We start from the raw sequence: 17880 nt of genomic DNA, 5'->3' as shown, positions 1-17880 counted from the left end.
GAGCCGCGGGGCGCGCGGCACCGGCCCGTCGGCTACGCCTGTCTCCCCACCGGACGGCCGGGCCGGCCGCGACTCGTGCGGGCCTACTGGTCCGGTGCCTGAAGGACCGGACCCGGAGCGGGCTCGGGGTTGAACAGCGGATGGAAGCTCTCCGGCGGCGCGAGATAGGCGGCGGGCAGCCCGCCCGTGTCGATCACGATCTGGTCCACCGCGATCGCCGGATCGACCATGAAGATCCGCAGCACATGCTCCCCCGCCTCGGCGACCGTCACCGTGGTGGTCAGCTTCTCGACGCCGTCCTCCACCTGGCGGGCCCAGGCGTCCCCCCGGTTCCCGGTCGCGAAGGCCTGCCCCGACAGCACGGTGACCGGCTGGTCGTCGAGCCCGACGGCCACCCGGCGCTGCCCGCGCTCGTCGAGGGAGGGCAGCCTGAAGACGGCGACGGGGAAGGTACCGGTGCTGTCGAACCACACCCGGTACCTCAACTCGGGCGCACGGGAGGCGAAGTCACCGGTGACCGGAACCGCCGTGGAGGGCACGGCCTCGACGGCTCCCGTACGACGTCCGAGGCCCCGCACGGTCCGCCAGCGGCAGCCGCCTCGCGCCACCCGCCGGTCGGCGTGCGCGGCGTCGATCGACACGTGACCGTGGGCCTCGGCGAAACCACGGGCCCGTGCGGGACCGTTGACCACGCGCAGGGGCACGTCGAAGCGCTGCCCGGCGCCCGTGAAGGCGACGACGGCCTCCCGCGCACCCTCGGGAACCCGCTCCCAGTCGATCTCCACCCACACCCGCCGCTGCTCGGTGAGCGAGCCGCCCGCCGTGCTCAGCACCACCCAGGGATGACTGGCCTCGGCCGTCCAGTCCAGGGGCAGGAACCCGGTGTTGAAGACGTCGACGAAGCGCCGGTCGCGGGTGTACGAGGAGAACGACAGCGGCCGGGCCGCCCCGATCTCGTTCCCCTCGGCCGCCACCCCGAGCCCGGAGGTCTCCTGACGGGTCACCCTGGTGACGGCCGGGCGTCCCGGCGCCTTGGGTATCTGGGACGGATACGGATTGATGTACCCGTCCCACTTCCCGCCCGCCACCTGGGTGTTGTACCGGCTGGTGAGCGCCGCCTCCGCGGTGTGCGCGGCCAGCGCCAGGTCCGCGAAGCGGTTCGCCCCGGCACCCCGGCCCTGGCGGACGGCGAGCGCGTTGCGGTCCGCCCAGTAGTACTTCAGGTTCATCAAGTACGCGCCGTGCACCGGGTATTCGACCAGCTCGTAGAAGGCGTCCCGGTAGGCCTCGGGCAGCTCGGCGCCCACCGTCCGGACGCGGGCGAGCAGTTGGTCGTACGCCGCCATCCTGCGCCCCGCCTCGTCGCCGTGATGGACGACCGAGAGGATGCCCGGAGCGATGAACTCGGGGCGCAGCTCCCCGGCGAGACGGTAGTACTCCGTGCGGATCTCGGCGATCTCCCGGGCGTGGAGCCGCCCGAACTGCTTCCCGGCCCACTCGGCCAGGAAGTCCTCGACGCCGTCGGCCTCCCGGCGGTCCACGTCCCAGGCCATGTCCATCGCGAACGACAGGCCGGTCTCGATCGACTTGAGGTCACCGACGTTGAAGATCCACATGCGGTCGGTGCCGTGCTCGTACACCCGCCGCAACTCCTGCCAGACCTTGGCCACCTGGGTGGTGTCCAACCACAGGTAGCTCTTCGGACGGCCCCAGTAGGAGAGGTGGTAGTAGATCCCGTTGCCGCCCGAGCGCGCCCGCTCCGCCTCGTTCGGCAGCTGGCGCATGTTGCCGAAGTTGTCGTCCGGCCAGATCAGCGTGACGTCGTCGGGGACCCGGACGCCCGCGTTGTACAGCTCCAGGACCTCCTTGTACGGGATGAAGATCTGCGGCTCGACCACCGGGCCGACCTCTTCGGCGAGGATGCGGCGCTGGTCGGCGATGATGTCGTTCATCACGACGACCTTCTCCGGGATCGTCGTGGCGTTCTTCGTCTCCAGCGCGCTGTCGTGCAGACCGCGCATGCCGAGCGTCCAACTGCTCTCGTACGCGGCGTTCTGTCGCGCCCGGGCTCGCCAGTAGTCGGAGATGACGGCGGGGTTGACCGTGTAGTCGTACACCGGCGCGCTGCCGTCCGGGTTCGGGTGCTCCGCGATCCACGGCTCCCACTCGTGGACGCCGTTGCGAAGCAGGGCCTCGGGGTGGCTGGAGCCGACGACGATGCCGTAGCGGTCGGCGAGTTCGGGGTTCTCCCGGTACTTGTTGAAGAAGTCGGAGTACGGATGCATGGCAGGCCACAGGTAGTTGGCCTTGAGGCGGAGCAGCAGCTCGAAGACGCGCTTGTACGTCTCGGGGCCGATGTTCTTGTCGGGTTCCTGGGTGCGGTGGGACCAAGTGGTCAGGTTCTGCTCGTCGTTGATGAAGACGCCGCGATAGCGGACCGACGGTTCACGGCGCTCGAAGCGGCCTGCCGGCACCGTCACCGTGTCCCGGCGCTCGACGGGCACGTCGGCCCACCAGTACCAGGGGGAGACGCCGATGCGTTCCGAGGTGTCGTAGATCCCGTAGACCGTGCCGCGCCGGTCGCTGCCCGCGATCACCAGCGCGCGGTCCACGCCGGGCGAGGGATGCTCGATCACCTGGGTCACCGAGGCCTCCCAGCGGCCCTTCACCCGGGACACGTCCAGACGGCCCTGCGCCACGAGCCGGTCGATGGCGGGACTCGCGCCGAGGGTGCCCACCAGGACGAGCAGGGGGGCGCTTCGGGGCAGCGTGCGGAGCAGGTCAGGGCTCGCCCCGGAGACCCGTTCGACGTCCGCCTGGAGGTCACCGGCGGCGCGGGCCACGGCGGGGTCGTCCGCCGGGTCCACGAAGATGCCGACGGCCGTGCCTCCCGCCGCCAGCGGGAAGTCGGGGCGGCCCGAGGGGGACGCGTGGGCGTCCGCCGGGATCAGGGCGGGGAGGAAGGGGGCCGCGCCGACGGCGGCCATTCCCCGGAGGAAGGACTTGCGGGTCCATTGCTGGTGCGGCACGAGACGCTCCCCCAGATTGGCACGGTCAGGCCAGAAAGCGCTTTCTCCGGAACCATAGGGGAGGGGGTGTCGGGCGTCCAGAGGCCTGCGTGAGGGGAGTGGCGTCGTGTGTTCTCGTGTTCGCGGATACGTCGCGTCAGGTCGGCCGCATGCCCGTCACGTCCGGCCGACTGCAGGGCCCTCCGGGTCACGTGGTCCGTGGTCCGTGGTCCGTGGGTCTGTGCGCGTCGCGCGTTCGGGCCGTGTCGCGCCGCGCAGATGTCGCCTCAGGGCGGCAGCGGGCCCGTCGCGTCGGCCGGACCGTAGGGTCCGTCGTGCCGGGCCGGCGGTGTGGCCCTTCGGGTCACACCGCCCGCGTGGCTGTTCGGGTCACGCGGGCCTTACCGCGCCGCGGATGATCGACTCACCGGTCGGGTAGATCGACTCCTCGCGGATGGACGACCCCGGGCCCGGCGCGTGGATCATCATGCCGTTGCCGGTGCACAGCCCGACATGGCTCAAGTCGTCGTGGAAGAAGACCAGGTCACCGGGTTGCATGGCGTAGAGCTCGACTGCCGTGCCGGAGCTCGCCTGGCCCACGGCCGTGCGGGGCAGCGAGACACCGGCCACCTTCCAGGCGGCCTGGGTGAGCCCCGAATTGTCGTACGACCCCGGGCCCGCCGCACCCCAGACGCAGGGCTTCCCGATCTGGGAGCGGGCGAAGGCGAGCACCTGGATGACCTTCGAGTCGTACCCGGGGTCCGCGGAGGGCAGCGCGGAGGCGGGGTCCACGGGGGCCGGGGCCGCCTGCGGTGCCTGCCACTCCGGCTCGGGAGCGCGGGGAGCCGGGATGAACGGGACGCCCTGGGCGACGACCGGGACGGCCTGGGTGGAGTCGACCGGCGGGGACGCGAGCGCGGTGAGCGGGGTGCCGAAACCCGCGGTGTACTCGGGGAAGCCCGTGGTGGGCTGAGCGGTGTAGCCGGGGGCGACAGCGCTGAACTGGCCGGTGGTCCGGGGGAGACCGGCGTCGAATTGGCCGGTGTATTCGGGAAGTCCGGTGCTGTACGTGCCGGTGGTCTCGGGAAGTCCGGTGCTGTATGCGCCGGTGATCTGGGGAAGTCCGGTGCTGAACTGGCCGGTGGTCTCGGCGAAGCCGGTGTTGAACTGGCCCGAGTATTCGGGGAATCCGGTGCTCTGCGCGGCGTACTCGGCAGGCATCGCCGTACCGAGCTGTCCGCTGCGGTCGGGTATCCCCGTGCTGACCTGCGTGGTGTATTCCGGCAGGCCCGTGCTGAGCTGTGCACCGTATGCCGGGAAGCCCGTGGTGGCCTGTGCCGTGTATTCCGGCAGGCCGGTGCCGAGTTGACCGCCGTACTCCGGGAAGCTCGTGGTGGCCTGGCCGGTGTACTCCGGGATGCCGGTGCCGGCCTGCGCGGGGTACTCCGGGAAACCCGTGACGGGCTGCGGGATGTTCACGGTGGGGATCTCGCCCGTGCCGGAGAGGTTCTGCGGGATCGGTTCCGGCGCCCACACGGGCGAAGGGTCCGGTGCGGCGGTGAGCGCGGCCGGTGCCGTCTGCGGTGCGCTCGGCAGGGCGAGCACGGGCTTGGCGGTGAGCTCCGGAACGGACCGTTCGGCAGGCTTCTGTTCACGTGCCGCGGAGGCCTCGGCCGGGCGCGGACGCCGTGTCTCGGCAGGGCGGGCCGCGACCCGGTCGGCAGGCAGGGTCGCCTCGACGAACGGGCCCAGCTTCGCGCGGGCCACGCCGTACCACTGCCGGGCGATGGCATCCAGGCCGGGCTCGCTCTCGGATCCCCGGCCGCCGCCGGTACCCGACGCGGTTCGGCCACGTGGGCTCGACGCCGTCGCGGCAGCGCGTGTGGCGTTGTACGTGCCGGAGTCGTTCTCGGCGCGGTCGTACAGGTTGGTGATCCGCCGGCTCACCTCGTCGTGGCTCGGCCCCTCGTCCGCTGCGGCGTTCCCGGTCTGGGAGAGGAGCGCCGCCGAGGCCATCGCGGCCGTGGCGAGCGCGGAGTTGCGCTTGGCCGGGAGGCTGGACCCTCCATTGCGCGAAGTTCGATCCGGCGCCATGAAAGATGTGCCCCTTCCGTCGTGCTGCTCGCCCGTCAACTTAGCCAACTTGTGTGGCTCGCGTGAAGGTTGAAGCGTGAAAAGTGTGAGATGTGCCTGTGACCTTCGTCGCGTAAGGACCGGCGCTCCCGATGCGGATCATCGTTTGCCCCGCTGCCGGAGCCAGGTCTGGTAGTGGTCGAGGACCGTTTCCTCGACCGGACGGTAGGTGATGCCCAGTTCCTGCACACTGCGGCTGTTGTCCACCCGGAAGCGGATGCCGAGGTGCTTGCGGATGTAGTCCTGGGTGAGGCCGAAGGCGGGGCCCAGGACGCGCACCGGCCAGTGCGGGAGCGCGGTGCGCGGGATGCGCAGGCCGCGGGGGTGGCGGGTACGGATGATGCGGGCCATGTCCTGGAACGACGTCATCGTCTCCGCGGCCAGGATGTACCGGCCCTTCGCATCGGGCCTCTCCGCGGCCGCGATGTGCGCGTCGGCCACGTCGCGGACGTCCACCGTGGTGAAGCTGAAGTCGGGGGCGCCGTAGAAGAAGTAGCCCTTGAAGAGCTCCTCCAGGAGGAAGAGGCTGCCGGACTCGGAGGCGGGCGTGAGCGACGGGCCCAGGATCAGGCCGGGGTTGACGGACACCATGCGCCAGCGGTCCTGCGAGGCCTCCGCGTCCCAGGCCGCCCGCTCGGCGACCGTCTTGGCGTAGTGGTACGGGTTGTTCTCCACCGTGCTGGAGGTGTTGAAGTACCTCTCCGACAGGATCTGCCCGTCCATGTCCCGTACGTCGGCGTAGTCGCCGAAGATCGCGCCGACGGTGGAGGTGAACACCAGCCGCTCCACCGTCGGTGTCCGCTCCACGGCGGACAGGACGTTGCGGGTGCCGATCAGGGCCGGGTCGACCATGTCCCGCTGGCCGTCCTTGATCTTCTCCGGCATGAAGAACGGCGAGGCGACGTGGAAGACGACACGACAGCCCGACATCGCCTCGTCGAAGGACCCCTCGTGCAGCAGGTCTGCCTCGAACAGCGTGAGCCTGCCCGGGAACTCCTCCTGCATCGCCCGCAGTGGCGCAGTCTTCGCCGTGTTGGCGAGGCTGCGTACGGTGGTGTGCACCTCGTAGCCGCGCTCCAGCAGCCGCCGCACCAGGTGGCTGCCGACGAATCCGCTGCCGCCGGTCACCAGGACTCTGCCCGACTCCGCACCCATGCCGCCGCTCCTCCACCCGGGGCTGACATTGAAGCACCGGTGGATCTTTGGCGGGAGTCGATCGCGTGACCTTCCGGCTGCGGCGGTGAAACGCCCACGATGTGCCCGTCGGCGGAGTTACCGGGGAGGTTCGGCCTGCCGGACGGCTTGGCGGCCTCGTCCGCTGCGGTGCCTTCAGGGGCCGCCGCCCAGGAGGCGGTCCGCGGTCGCCGTCTGGGTGCGGATGGCGTTCTTCGCGCGGGCCAGTTCCCCGCTCTTCGAGGCCATCATCTGCCGCTGGTAGGCGGAGTCCACGGTGAACCAGACGCCGATCACGTTGGTCTCCCGCTTGCACGCCACATCCGCGCGCGCCAGCGAGATCTCCGCCCGCGTGGGTGCCGGTCCCGTGAACCGCGGGTCCTTGCCGGGGGCCTCGGTGGGCGCGGCGTACGAGTAGCCGCGCTCGCGCATACACGCCGACCACGCGCGGAAGACCGCCGTGACACGGGGGTCGGTCGTCGACCGCTGGTAGCTGACGATGTTGATCTCACTGGCCAGTTGGTCGTTGCCCAGCTGTTGCGGACCGCCGGAGATGCGCGCGGTCGCCTCCCCCTGGCAGCCGCCCTGCGGTATGACCCGGCCGTGGTGGCGGGCAGGGGCCGGGGCGCCCTCGGCGGTACGTCCGGTCAGTACGGCCAGGGTGTCGGCGTTCGGCGGACGGGCGGACGGGTCTTTGGCGGGCCGCTGCCGGGCGTCGGGTGCCAGGTGGTATCCGAGGCGTGCTGCGACCGCGGGATCCGTGATGCCGTAGCGGCGTGACATGTTGGCCGCGTTCTTCATGCCGGATGCCGTTCCGGCACCGGCATCCGGCTCGGAGCCGGAGACGGGCCACTCGATGCCGAACCGGCGCATGCACGGGACCACCAGTGCCTGCCGGGCACGGAGGACGCCGGTCATCTGGCGGTTGGTGAACAGATACGGCTCGATCGGCAGGACCAGCGACGTCACGCCAAGGAGCACCGGTGTCCCGGCTGTCGCAGGCGGTTCTTGGCCGGCCGCGCTGCCCTGATGTGTCGTGGCGGACTCCCGCGGCCGGTCGGCGGCTGCTCCGGTTCCCTCCGAACAACCGGTGACGGCGACGAGGCCGGCCAGCGCGCCGAGAGCCGCGGCGGCGCGAACACCCCTTCCAACAGAGGCTGTTGAGGGCATGCGCATGGACGTCTCCTCCTGTGGACGGTCGGATGACGGGGTGGGCCGGCGCTGCGAGGGCGTCGCGGCGAACGGGGACAGCGGCGGGCCGGGACAGCGGTGGGCCGGGAGGGAGTCGTTCCGTCTCCGCGGCCCGCCGCCACGCGTACCGGGATCAGCCCACGTAGGTCCAGTTCAGGGAGGCGTTGTCGTTGCGCACCCCGACCTTCAACTGGCGTGACTCGCCCGGGTACAGGGTGTCCACCGCGCCCGTGTAGTTCTCGTTGTACCAAATGTTCGCGGCCCAGGACGCGTCGTTGTTCCACGCCCAGTTGACGTTGTTCTTCACGCCCTGGCCGTACCCGTCGACGCCGTGGTTGAAGGTGTATCCGGCGAAGTCCGGGACGGGGCCGTAGAAGGAGGTCCAGGCACTGTTGGAGGCGGTGCTGTAGTAGAGGTAGACGTAGCCGTCCCAGGCCGCCCTGGCCGGATTGGCGGCTGCCTTGGTCGTGGCGGGCGTGGAGGCCTTGCTGGGCTTGTCCGACTTGGCCGGCACGGCCGCGGCCGTGCCGACGCCGGACAGCAGGAGCGCGGCGGTGGCCGACCCCGCCACAACGGCCGAAAGAGTACGGGTCCTCATGGTTCCCTCCCTGAAGGTTCCTCTGCGTGAGCCGGCTCGGTGGCCGACTCGCGTTCCGAGCCTTCGGCCCAGGCCATGGGCATGTCGAGGTGTTTCCCGTCGACCTCCGGCAATGGGAAACAGGGAAACACCTGCCTCTGATCGCCGCCGGTGCCCCAACTGACCCGGCGGTAGCGTGGACATGGGGCGGCGGTGCGAGGCGTGACCGACGGGGGACGCGGACCGCCGTGGAGAGGTGGCGTGGTCGAGATGCCGCACGCGACGGGGGACCAGGGTGACGAAGGGGCCGACGAGGGCAGAACCGGCGACAGGGCGCCGGACTTCCCCTCCGAGCTGAGACGTCTCAGGAACCGGAGCGGACTGTCACTCACCGCACTCGCCCAGCGGGTGCACTACAGCAAGGGCTACCTGAGCAAGATCGAGAACGGGAGCAAGCCGGTCACACCGGATGTCGCACGCCGTTGCGACGAGGCACTGCGCGCGGGCGGCACCCTCTTACGCCTGTCGCAGGACGTCCCGGCCGCCGCGGGGCCCGAGCGGCCGCGGGGGCCGGGGCAGGACTGCCCCTACCGGGGTCTGGCCGCCTTCACAGCGCAGGACGCCCACCGGTTCTTCGGGCGTGAGCGCGCGACGGCCGCACTGGTGGACCGGCTCTTCGAACGGGTGGGCAACGGACCGCTGTTGCTGGTGGCACCGTCGGGGGCGGGCAAGTCGTCACTGCTCAACGCCGGACTCGTCCCCGCGTTGCGCAACGGCGCACTGCCGATGGCCGGGTCACGCGAGTGGCCGGTCGTGGCCCTTACTCCCACGGCCCACCCCCTCGACGAACTCCTGGCACGGACGTCCAAGGTGTTGGGCGCGGATCCGGGCATCACGGCCGAGGAACTGCGCGAGGACCCGGCGAGGCTGTCCGCCGCGGTCGCCCGGGCGAGGGACCGGGCCCCGGCGGGGGATCGTGCACAGGACGGACGGCACGATCGCGAACCGCCCCCGGCCCGGCTGGTGCTGTTGGTGGACCAGTTCGAGGAGGTCTTCACCCTCTGCCCGGACGAGGCCGAACGGCGCGCCTTCATCCGGGCTCTGTGTGCCCTGTCGATGCGAGGCAAGGCGGACGACGCCGAGTCCGGCGACGTGACGGCGGTGGTGGTCCTCGGGATGCGGGCCGACTTCACCGGCCGCTGCCTGGACCATCCCGAGCTGGCCGCGGTGTTCGCTGCGGGACTGTTCGTACTGCGGCCGATGACCGTCCGGGAACTGCGCGAGTCGATCACCCGCCCGGCCCGGCAGGCCGGCCTCGTGCTCGCCCCCGGCCTGGTCCAGTTGTTGTTGCGGGACGTGGGACTGCGCTCGGATCCGACGGCCGCATCGCAGAGAGCGGACGGCGCGCCGGGACCGGCCGACCGGGACGAGTCGGCGCCCGCACCGCCGGGCGCGCTCCCGCTGCTCTCCCATGCGCTGATGGCCGCCTGGCAGCGCCGGGACGGCCGTACCCTGACCATCGCGGGCTACGAACGCAGCGGTGGCATCCAGGGTGCCGTCGCGAGGACGGCGGAGACCGGCTTCGCCCGCCTGCATCCCGCCGAACAGACCATGATCCGGCAGGCGTTGGTCCGGCTGGTCCAGCTCGGCGACGGAAGCGAGGAGACCCGGCGCCGGCTGAACCGCACGGTCCTGCTGGAGCAGCTTGCCGATCCCGCGGCGGCCGTCGTGGCCCTCGACGCCTTCGTGCGGGCCCGGTTGATCACGGTCGACCGGGACACCGTCGAGATCACCCACGAGGCGCTGCTGCATGTCTGGCCCAGGTTGCGCGGCTGGATCCACGCCGACCGGGCCGGACTGCTGATCCGGCAGCAGCTCGCCGACGCGGCCGCGGAATGGGAGCGCGAGAGGCGCGACCCGTCGCTCCTGTACCGGGGGTCCCGGTTGTCCGCCGTCGACGAATGGTCGCGGGAGGTGGCGGACCGGGCCGAACTCGGCCCGGGGGAAACGGAGTTCTTCCAGGCGAGCCGGGCCGAGGAGCTCCGGCGCCAGGAGGCCGCGCGGCGCCAGGCGCGCAAACAACGCCATCTGCTCGCCGTCCTCGCGGTGCTGCTGGTCCTGACCGTCACCGCGGGCGGACTCGCTTACCAGCAGCGGTCCGAAGCGCTGCGGCAGAGCCGCGTCACGCTGTCCCAGTCACTGGCGGAACGGTCGACCGCGATGGCGAGCGCGCAGCCGGAGGCTGCCATGCTGCTCGCCTCCGAAGCGTTTCGCACCGAGCCGACCACAGAGGCTCGCGGCGCCCTGCTCAGCACCCAGGCGCAGTACTTCTCCGGCCGGTTGACCGGGCACTCGGGACCGGTCAACACCGTGGCCTTCGCGCCGAAGGACAGGGTGCTGGCCACCGGGAGCAGCGACGGTACGGTCAGGCTCTGGCGGACCGACGAGCGCCGCCGGGCCGCGGTCTTCGCCGCGGGCGGCAAGGTGCGCTCGGTGGCCTTCAGCCCCGACGGGCGCACGCTGGCTGCGGGCGTTGCGGGCGTTGCGGGCGTTGCGGGCGTTGCGGGCGCGGCGGGTGGCGCCGTACGGGTGTGGGACGTGACCGGGCGCCGGGCCGTCGCCACGCTCAGCACCGACGCCCCGGTCAGGGCCGTCGCCTACGCCCCTGACGGGCGGACACTGGGGTCCGCGGGTTCCGACGGCACTATCACCCTGTGGCGGGCCACCGGACGGTACCGGCCGATCGTCACGTTCCCGGGCCACGGTGAGGGCATCAACGCCCTGGCCTTCAGCCCCGACGGACGGACCCTGGCCTCGGGCGGTTCCGACCACACCGTACGGCTGTGGGACACGGCCGGGCACAGGCACCCGGCTGTCCTCGCCGGTCACACCGCCGAGGTCCTCGGCGTGGCGTTCGCTCCCGACGGGCGTACGGTCGCCTCGGGCGGCGCCGACCGCGTCGTACGCCTGTGGGACAGGGCGAAGCTTCGGGCCACCGCCACCCTCGCGGGCACCAGCGACGATGTGAACGCCGTCTCCTTCACCCCCGACTCCACCACGGTGATCGGCGCCGGCGGCGACGGCGCGGTGCGCCTGTGGGACGTCCGCAGCCACCAGATCACGACCACCCTGTCGGGGCACACCGACTACGTGCTGGGAGTGGCGCTGGACCCCCGGGGCACGCTGCTGGCCACGGCGGGGTTCGACGAGTCCGTCGTGCTGTGGGACCTGAGCCGCTCGGCGCTGACGGCACGCCCGTTCACGGAGGTCTGGCATGCCGCGTTCAGCCCGGGCGGGCGGGTGCTGGCCGCCGCCGACGCGGATCACACCGTGCGCCTGTGGGACGTGCCCGGGCGTCGGCCGCTCGGAGTGCTGCGGGGACACAAGGGTGCGGTGTTCTCCGTGGCGTTCGCCCCCGACGGCCGGACGTTGGCCTCGGCGGGCTCCGGCGGCACGGTGCGGTTGTGGGACGTCGCCGGGCGTCGGCCGCTCGGAGCGCTGCGCGGTCACAAGGGTGCGGTGTTCTCGGTGGCCTTCGCCCCCGACGGCCGGACACTGGCGTCAGCCGGTCCGGACGGCACGGTCCGGTTGTGGGACGTGGCCCGCAGACAGCTGCTGGCCACCCTCACCGGACACACGGACTTCGTGAACGCCGTGGCGTTCAGCCGTGACGGCCGCACCCTCGCGAGCGCGAGCGACGACCTGACCGTGCGGTTGTGGGACGTTCCCCGGCGGTTGCCGCTCGCCACGCTCACCGGGCACACCGGCGCCGTACGCGCCGTGGCGTTCGCCCCGGACGGGCGGACCCTGGCCAGCAGCGGCAACGACGGCACCATACGGCTGTGGGACTACGCCCGGCACCGGGCGGCAGTCACGTTCACCGGGCACACCGGAGCGGTCCGCGGGCTCGCTTTCAGCCCGGACGGGCGCACCCTGGCCAGCAGCGGCAACGACCGCACCGTGCGGCTCTGGGACCTGCCGGAACGGGGTCCGCTGGCCACCCTCACCGGTCACACCAGTGCTGTGTGGGGCGTGACGTTCGCCCCGGACGGGCGGACCCTGGCCAGCAGCGGCATCGACGGCAGCGTGAGGCTGTGGAATCCCGACGTGGGCGCCCGCGCCGCCGACGTGTGCCGACTGACCCGGGCACCGGCCGGGCCCCGGTGGCAACAGCTCATGCCGGACCTGCCCACGAACCGCTGCCCGAAAGGAAGTTGAGCGAAACAGCGCCGGCCGGACGGCGGAACGGGGGAGCGCGGCCGGCAAAAGGCAAGGCGCCCGGGATCGCCGGACGCCTTGCCTCATGGGGGTCATGTCACCAGCGGGGGAGCCTGAGTTCGTAGTCGGGCCGGAACCGCCGCATGTATCCGGTGTCGTCGCGGCTGCGTACCCCTGAGTCGACGTAGAGACGGTGCAGCCGGTCCAGGGCGTCGTGGTCGAGTTCCACCCCGAGCCCGGGCCCGGCCGGCACCCTGACCTCGCCGTCGCGGAACTCCAGGACGCCTGGGCGGATGACGTCGTCCGCAGAGTTCCACGGGTAGTGCGTGTCGCAGGAGTGGTCGAGGTTCGGGATCGCCGCGGCCACATGGGTCATGGCGGCCAGGCTGATGCCCAGGTGCGAGTTGGAGTGCATGGACAGGGCGAGCCCGAACGCCTCGCAGACCGCGGCCAGTTCACGGGTGCGCCGCAGACCGCCCCAGTAGTGGTGGTCGGTCAGCAGGACCTGGATCGCGTTCTGCTCGATCGCCGGCCTCAGGTGCTCCCAGGCGATCACGCACATGTTGGTGCCCAGCGGCATCGGCGCGTCCTGCGCCACCGCGGCCATGCCCTCGATGCCCTTGGTCGGGTCCTCCAGATACTCCAGGACACCGTCGAGTTCACGGGCCACGTACGCAGACGTCTCCACCGTCCAGGCCGTGTTGGGGTCCAGGCGCAGCGGCTGACCGGGGAAGGCCTCCGCGAGCGCCTTGATCGCGGCGATCTCCTCGTCGGGCGGGAAGACACCGCCCTTCAGCTTGAACGACCTGAACCCGTACCGCTCCTGCATCAGCCGGGCCTGCTCCACGATGCCGGCCGGGTCCAGGGCCGCGCCCCAGTCGTCGCCGACGGCGGCACGGCCGTCGAGGGCCGGGTGCTCGGCCCACTTGTAGAAGAGGTACGCGGCGAACGGCACCGAGTCCCGGACCGTCCCGCCGAGCAGGTCGCTGACCGGGCGGCCGAGCAGCTTGCCCTGGGCGTCGAGGCACGCCACCTCGACGGCCGAGGAGGTCCAGCCGCGCTCGTGACTCGAAGGCACCGTGGGCAGCAGGGCGGCGTCGATCGCGGCCGAGACGGCGGTGGTGTCGAAGACGTCCATGCCGACGACCACCTTGGCCGCCGCATCGAGTCGCTCCAGGCGGGCGACCCCACCGGGTGACTCGCCGAGGCCCACCGTGCCGTCCTCCAGCACGAGTTGGAGGATGATCCGCAGGGCCAGCGGCTCGTGGACACCGTTGGAGTTGAGCAGCGGCGGGTCGCGGAAGGCGATGGGGGTGACGACCAGTTCCTTGATGCGGGTCGGCTCGCTCATGCGGCGACCACCTCCAGACCGCGGTCGATGAGCTTCGCCAACCGCGCGACGTGCTCGGGGCTCGGATCGACGAGGGGCGCGCGCACGCCACCGACGTCCAGTCCACGCAGGGCCACTCCGGACTTGACGAGCGCCACGGCATACCCCGGTACCTCGTCGCGGAGCTGGACGAGGGGGCCGTAGAACTCGTCGAGGAGGGTGTCCACCAGCGGCCGGTCGCCCTCGGCGAGCGCCCGGTGGAAGGCGAGGGCGATCTCGGGCGCGAAGGCGAACACGGCGGAGGAGTACAGCGGGACGCCGATGCCCTGATACGCGGGCGCGGTCATCTCCGCCGTCGGCAGGCCGTTGAAGAACTGGAAGTTCTCGGTGCCGGGCACGGCCCGCACCGCGCGCACGATGCGGTGCATCCGCTCGATGTCGCCGAGGCCGTCCTTGAGGCCGACGACCTTGGGCAGTGCGGCGATCTCGGCGGCCGTGTCCGCGGTGAGGCGGGCGGTGCCGCGCTGGTAGAAGACGACGGGCAGGTCGCTCGCGGCGGTGACCTCCTCGACGTACCGCACCAGGCCCCGCTGCGGGGCCGTCACGAGGTACGGCGGGAGCAGCAGGATGCCGTCGGCGCCCGCGCGGGCGACCCGGGCGGCATGGTCGCGGGCGACCGGGGTGGGGCCGCCCGCCGCAGCGAGGACCGGTACCCGGCCCGCGGTCGTCTCGACCGCGACCCGGGTGGCCCGCTCGATCTCGTCGGGCGTCAGCGCGTGGAACTCACCGGTGCCGCAGGCGACGAACACGCCGCCCGCCCCGTCCGCGACGCCGTTCTCGATGTGCTGGGCGAGCCGTTCCTCGTCCAGCGAGCCGTCCGCGGCGAACGGGGTCACCGGGAAGAACAGCACTCCTTGGAACTTCATGTCTCCCTCAAACGTGGGGGGTCGGTCAGCCCTTGGTGGCACCGGCGGCGATGCCGGTGACCAGCGAGCGCTGGAGGAGCAGGTAGACGACGAGGCTGGGTATCAGGGCGATGACCGCACCGGCGAGGACCACGCCGGAGCCGACCTCGGGGTCGGTGCGCAGGATGGACAGGGCGACGGTGACGGTGTAGTCGGTGGGGTCCTTGGCGGCGATCAGGGGCAGCAGGTACTGGTCCCAGATCATGATGAAGCCGAGGACACCGGCCACGCCGAGGGCGGGCTTGCACAGCGGCAGGATGATCTGCCACAGCATCCGCAGTTCGCCGACCCCGTCCAGGCGGGCCGCCTCCTCGATCTCGGTGGGGATGTCCCGCATGAACTCGGTCAGCATCATCACGGAGAAGCCCCAGGCGCCCAGCGGCAGGATGACGCCCCAGACCGTGCCCTTGAGGTCCAGGTGGACGACGGGCACGTCACCGAGGACCAGGGACAGGGGGATCGCGATGACCTCCTCGGGGAGCATCAGCGTCATCATGAACAGCATCATGATCAGGGCCTGGCCGCGGAACCGGTGCCGGGCCAGCGCGTACGCGGCCAGCGTGCACACCACGAGCTGGAGCAGCAGGCCGCCGCCCGCGATGACCAGCGAGTTGCCGAGGTAGTCCCAGATGCCGCGCTCGCCCGCCACCGTGAAGTTCGACAGCGTGCTGTCGTGCGGCAGGAACGACAGCGAGGAGCCGCTCGGGTTGGTGGTGAAGGCGCCCGAGAAGATCGTCAGGAACGGCGCCGCGAACACGGCGAGGGCGATCAGGCAGAGCAGGATGCGCAGGGCCCAGGCGAGGCCGGGCCTGTCGTCCCAGCCGAGGGCGGTGTCGAAGCGGGCCGGGGTGGTCCGTTGCGCCTTGGCGCTCCGTCCGGCCGGGGTGTCAGGGGCCGCCGGCCGGACGGGGTCGATGACGGGGGCGCTCATCGCGCTTCTCCCCTCTTGCGGAGGCTGTTGACCATGAGGGTGAGCAGGAGGGTCACGCAGAGCAGGACGACCGAGGCCGCGGAGGCGCCGCCGATGTCGTTGCGGGTGAAGCCCAGGGTGTAGGCGCGGGTCATCCACACGTCCGTGGACCCGGCGGGGCCGCCGCCGGTGAGGACGTAGACCTCGGTGAAGACGCGCAGTCCGCGGATCGTGGCGAGCGTGAGCACGATCATGAGCGCCGGACGGATCGCGGGCAGCGTGACGTACCGCAGCCGCTGCCACAGGGAGACGCCGTCCATCGCCGCCGCCTCGTACAGCGAACGGTCCACGCCCGCGAGGCCGGCGAGGAAGATCACCATGTTGTACGGGGCCCAGATCCAGATGCCCATCACCATCGTCGAGTACAGCGCGATGCCCGGGTTGTCGAGGTACTGCACCGGCCCGAGCCCGAAGAGGTGCAGACCGCTGTTGAGCAGGCCGTCGGAGGTCGGGTAGTACATCAGCCGCCACAGCTCGCCGACGACCGCGGTGGCCGTGACGGCGGGCAGGAAGACGGCGGTGCGGAGGAACTTCAGCGAGCGGGCCTGGCCCTCAAGCAGCAGCGCGAGGGCGAACCCGAGCAGGATCGCGCCGACCGCCTGGCCGATGCCCAGGATCAGGGTGTGCCCGATGGCGTCCTGGAAGCGGTGGTCGGTCAGGACCCGGGTGTAGTTCTCGACACCGATCCACTTGTCGCCGAGGAAGGGCCGCACGTCGAAGAAGCTGAGCCAGATGCCCTTGGCCATCGGCCAGAACTTGAAGACGAGGGCGAGCAGCAGGCCGGGAGCCAGGAACAGCCAGGGAACGACGGCTCTCCTGTTGAAGGCCCTGCGGGCCACGGGAGCGGGGACGGTAGCAGTCATTTCAGCAGGTCCTGGTCCTTGAGGTCACCGGCGAGCGTGTCGTTGAGCTCCCGCAGCTGCGAGCGGACGTCACCGCCGCAGTACGTGAAGATCGAGTTGAGCGCGTCGGCGGTGTCCTGCTTGATCGGGGCGAAGTCCGGCGCGTTCGGGAACTGCTGGGAGGCGTCCTCGTAGGCCTTCTGCACGACACTCCAGCGGGCGTCGTTCCTGACCTTCGCGGCGTCCAGCGTGGAGTTCACGGGGATGCGTACGACGGGCTGGTGGCCGTCGACGCTGGTCATGGCGATCTTCTGGCCCTCGGGCGAGACGAGGAAGGCGGCCAGGGCCAGTTCCTGCCTGTCCTTGCCGGTCTTGGCGCCGAGGTAGACGTTCTCGCCGTCGGCCAGCACATCACCGCCGGCCGGGCCCGCGGGGGCGGGGACGACCTCGTACTTGTCCTTGCCGGGCGTGGCGTCGAAGGTGGTGATGTTGTACGGGCCCGTCATGTACATCCCGGCGTTGCCGTCCTGGAAGTTGGTGGCCGTGGACGTGACGGCGGTGATGGCGCCGGGCTGGAGGATGCCCTTGGCCCCGCAGAACAGGTTGTCCTTCATCCAGCTCACGGTGTTCACTGCGGCGGCCGAGTCCATGGCCGGGGTGTAGGTGCCCTTGCCGTCCGGCTTGATGATCTGCGCGCCGCCCTGCCACAGGAAGCTCGCGCCCCACCAGGCCGCGTAGCCGTTCTGGCCGCTTCCCGGCGCGACGATGCCGTAGGTGTCGGCCTTGCCGTCGCCGTCCGGGTCCTCGGTGGCGAAGGCCTTGGCGACGGAGAGCATCTCCTGCCAGGTCGTCGGCGTCTTGAGCCCGAGCTTCTTCAGCCAGTCCGTGCGGATCATCAGGGTCTGGGCCTGACGGGAGTACGGGATGCCGTAGTGCTTGCCGTCGATGCCGACGGTGGATGCCCAGGACTTGTCGGTGATCTGCTCGCCGCCCGTGATCGAGGCGGGGTCGATCGGCTTGAGCAGGCCCTGGCTCTGGTAACTGCCCATCAGCGCCGTGTCGTTGATCATGACGTCGGGCAGGTCCTTGATGGACGCGCGGCTCTGGAGCTGCTGGTCGAAGTTGATGACCGGCTGGTAGTCGATCCTGATGCCGGTCTTCTTGGTGAAGGCGGCGAAGACCCGGTCGTAGGTGGCGGCCGAGTCCGGATTGCTCCGGGTCCAGACCTCCAGCGTGTTCGGGTCACCACTGCCGGCGCTGTCGGAGCCGGAGCCACAGGCGGCCGTTCCGAACATCAATCCCGCGACGGTGGCCGCCGCGGCCAGGCGGCGGCGTCGTCGGCGATCGCCCATGGGTACTCTCCGTTCATATTCGTGAACCCGCTTCACGAATCTAAATGATCGCCCAAGCTACGAATCGTTTCGGCCGTATGTCAAGACATGGCTCGGAGATTTCACGGAGCCTGCGCAAGGC

11 protein-coding genes are annotated in these 17880 nt (G+C 71.2%); 1 reads left to right on the top strand and 10 read right to left on the bottom strand.

All coding sequences use genetic code 11. The features are described from left to right. Positions 1-83: 83 nt before the first annotated feature. From ACZ48Z_RS07000 to ACZ48Z_RS06980, 5 genes are all read right to left on the bottom strand, one after another. Complete coding sequence (locus tag ACZ48Z_RS07000) at positions 84-2987, bottom strand: glycosyl hydrolase 115 family protein (RefSeq protein ID WP_468734872.1); 2904 nt, start codon at positions 2985-2987, stop codon at positions 84-86. Between the two features lie 411 nt (positions 2988-3398). After that, a complete protein-coding gene (locus ACZ48Z_RS06995) occupies positions 3399-5102 on the bottom strand; it encodes an NlpC/P60 family protein (protein WP_468734757.1) in 1704 nt (567 codons plus the stop codon). 138 nt (positions 5103-5240) lie between these two features. Further along, positions 5241-6296, bottom strand: coding sequence for an NAD-dependent epimerase/dehydratase family protein (locus tag ACZ48Z_RS06990; protein ID WP_468734756.1), 1056 nt, complete (start codon positions 6294-6296; stop codon positions 5241-5243). A gap of 174 nt (positions 6297-6470) precedes the next feature. Continuing rightward, positions 6471-7283 carry a hypothetical protein gene (locus tag ACZ48Z_RS06985; protein ID WP_468734755.1) on the bottom strand — a complete coding sequence of 271 codons (813 nt, stop codon included), beginning with the start codon at positions 7281-7283 and terminating at the stop codon, positions 6471-6473. 355 nt (positions 7284-7638) lie between these two features. Continuing rightward, entirely contained in the window at positions 7639-8103 is a 465-nt protein-coding gene (locus ACZ48Z_RS06980) for a hypothetical protein (protein ID WP_468734754.1), read from the bottom strand. Between the two features lie 249 nt (positions 8104-8352). Here ACZ48Z_RS06980 and ACZ48Z_RS06975 point away from each other — a divergent pair, with 249 nt between their 5' ends. Further along, positions 8353-12300: an nSTAND1 domain-containing NTPase gene (locus ACZ48Z_RS06975; RefSeq protein WP_468734871.1), complete on the top strand. Its 3948-nt coding sequence runs from the start codon at positions 8353-8355 to the stop codon at positions 12298-12300. 97 nt (positions 12301-12397) lie between these two features. Here ACZ48Z_RS06975 and ACZ48Z_RS06970 read toward each other — a convergent pair whose 3' ends face one another. The 5 genes from ACZ48Z_RS06970 to ACZ48Z_RS06950 are packed head-to-tail and all read right to left on the bottom strand — an operon-like array spanning position 12398 to position 17759. Beyond that, on the bottom strand, positions 12398-13651 hold the full coding sequence (locus tag ACZ48Z_RS06970) for a glucarate dehydratase family protein (RefSeq protein ID WP_468734753.1): 1254 nt from the start codon (positions 13649-13651) through the stop codon (positions 12398-12400). Then, positions 13648-14556 (bottom strand): 5-dehydro-4-deoxyglucarate dehydratase, encoded by a 909-nt coding sequence (locus tag ACZ48Z_RS06965; RefSeq protein ID WP_468734752.1) that lies wholly within the window; start codon positions 14554-14556, stop codon positions 13648-13650. The genes ACZ48Z_RS06970 and ACZ48Z_RS06965 overlap by 4 nt, the downstream gene beginning before the upstream one ends. Positions 14557-14581: 25 nt before the next feature. After that, entirely contained in the window at positions 14582-15526 is a 945-nt protein-coding gene (locus ACZ48Z_RS06960; protein ID WP_468734751.1) for a carbohydrate ABC transporter permease, read from the bottom strand. Next, complete coding sequence (locus tag ACZ48Z_RS06955; protein WP_468734750.1) at positions 15523-16428, bottom strand: carbohydrate ABC transporter permease; 906 nt, start codon at positions 16426-16428, stop codon at positions 15523-15525. The genes ACZ48Z_RS06960 and ACZ48Z_RS06955 overlap by 4 nt, the downstream gene beginning before the upstream one ends. Then, on the bottom strand, positions 16425-17759 hold the full coding sequence (locus ACZ48Z_RS06950) for an ABC transporter substrate-binding protein (RefSeq protein ID WP_468734749.1): 1335 nt from the start codon (positions 17757-17759) through the stop codon (positions 16425-16427). Before ACZ48Z_RS06950 ends, ACZ48Z_RS06955 begins: the two co-directional genes overlap by 4 nt. Between the last annotated feature and the right edge of the window lie 121 nt (positions 17760-17880).

The organism is Streptomyces sp. NPDC031225 (assembly GCF_055570355.1).
The sequence above is the reverse complement of the archived record's forward strand: the minus strand, read 5'-3'. Positions and strand labels throughout refer to the sequence as shown.

What these genes read in the sequence shown, in the direction of transcription:
- ACZ48Z_RS06965 (WP_468734752.1), bottom strand. Translation starts at nt 14,556, where the DNA reads ATGAAGTTCCAAGGAGTGCTGTTCTTCCCGGTGACCCCGTTCGCCGCG.
- ACZ48Z_RS07000 (WP_468734872.1), bottom strand. Translation starts at nt 2,987, where the DNA reads ATGGCCGCCGTCGGCGCGGCCCCCTTCCTCCCCGCCCTGATCCCGGCG.
- ACZ48Z_RS06980 (WP_468734754.1), bottom strand. Translation starts at nt 8,103, where the DNA reads ATGAGGACCCGTACTCTTTCGGCCGTTGTGGCGGGGTCGGCCACCGCC.
- ACZ48Z_RS06995 (WP_468734757.1), bottom strand. Translation starts at nt 5,102, where the DNA reads ATGGCGCCGGATCGAACTTCGCGCAATGGAGGGTCCAGCCTCCCGGCC.
- ACZ48Z_RS06970 (WP_468734753.1), bottom strand. Translation starts at nt 13,651, where the DNA reads ATGAGCGAGCCGACCCGCATCAAGGAACTGGTCGTCACCCCCATCGCC.
- ACZ48Z_RS06975 (WP_468734871.1), top strand. Translation starts at nt 8,353, where the DNA reads ATGCCGCACGCGACGGGGGACCAGGGTGACGAAGGGGCCGACGAGGGC.
- ACZ48Z_RS06960 (WP_468734751.1), bottom strand. Translation starts at nt 15,526, where the DNA reads ATGAGCGCCCCCGTCATCGACCCCGTCCGGCCGGCGGCCCCTGACACC.
- ACZ48Z_RS06990 (WP_468734756.1), bottom strand. Translation starts at nt 6,296, where the DNA reads ATGGGTGCGGAGTCGGGCAGAGTCCTGGTGACCGGCGGCAGCGGATTC.
- ACZ48Z_RS06955 (WP_468734750.1), bottom strand. Translation starts at nt 16,428, where the DNA reads ATGACTGCTACCGTCCCCGCTCCCGTGGCCCGCAGGGCCTTCAACAGG.
- ACZ48Z_RS06950 (WP_468734749.1), bottom strand. Translation starts at nt 17,759, where the DNA reads ATGGGCGATCGCCGACGACGCCGCCGCCTGGCCGCGGCGGCCACCGTC.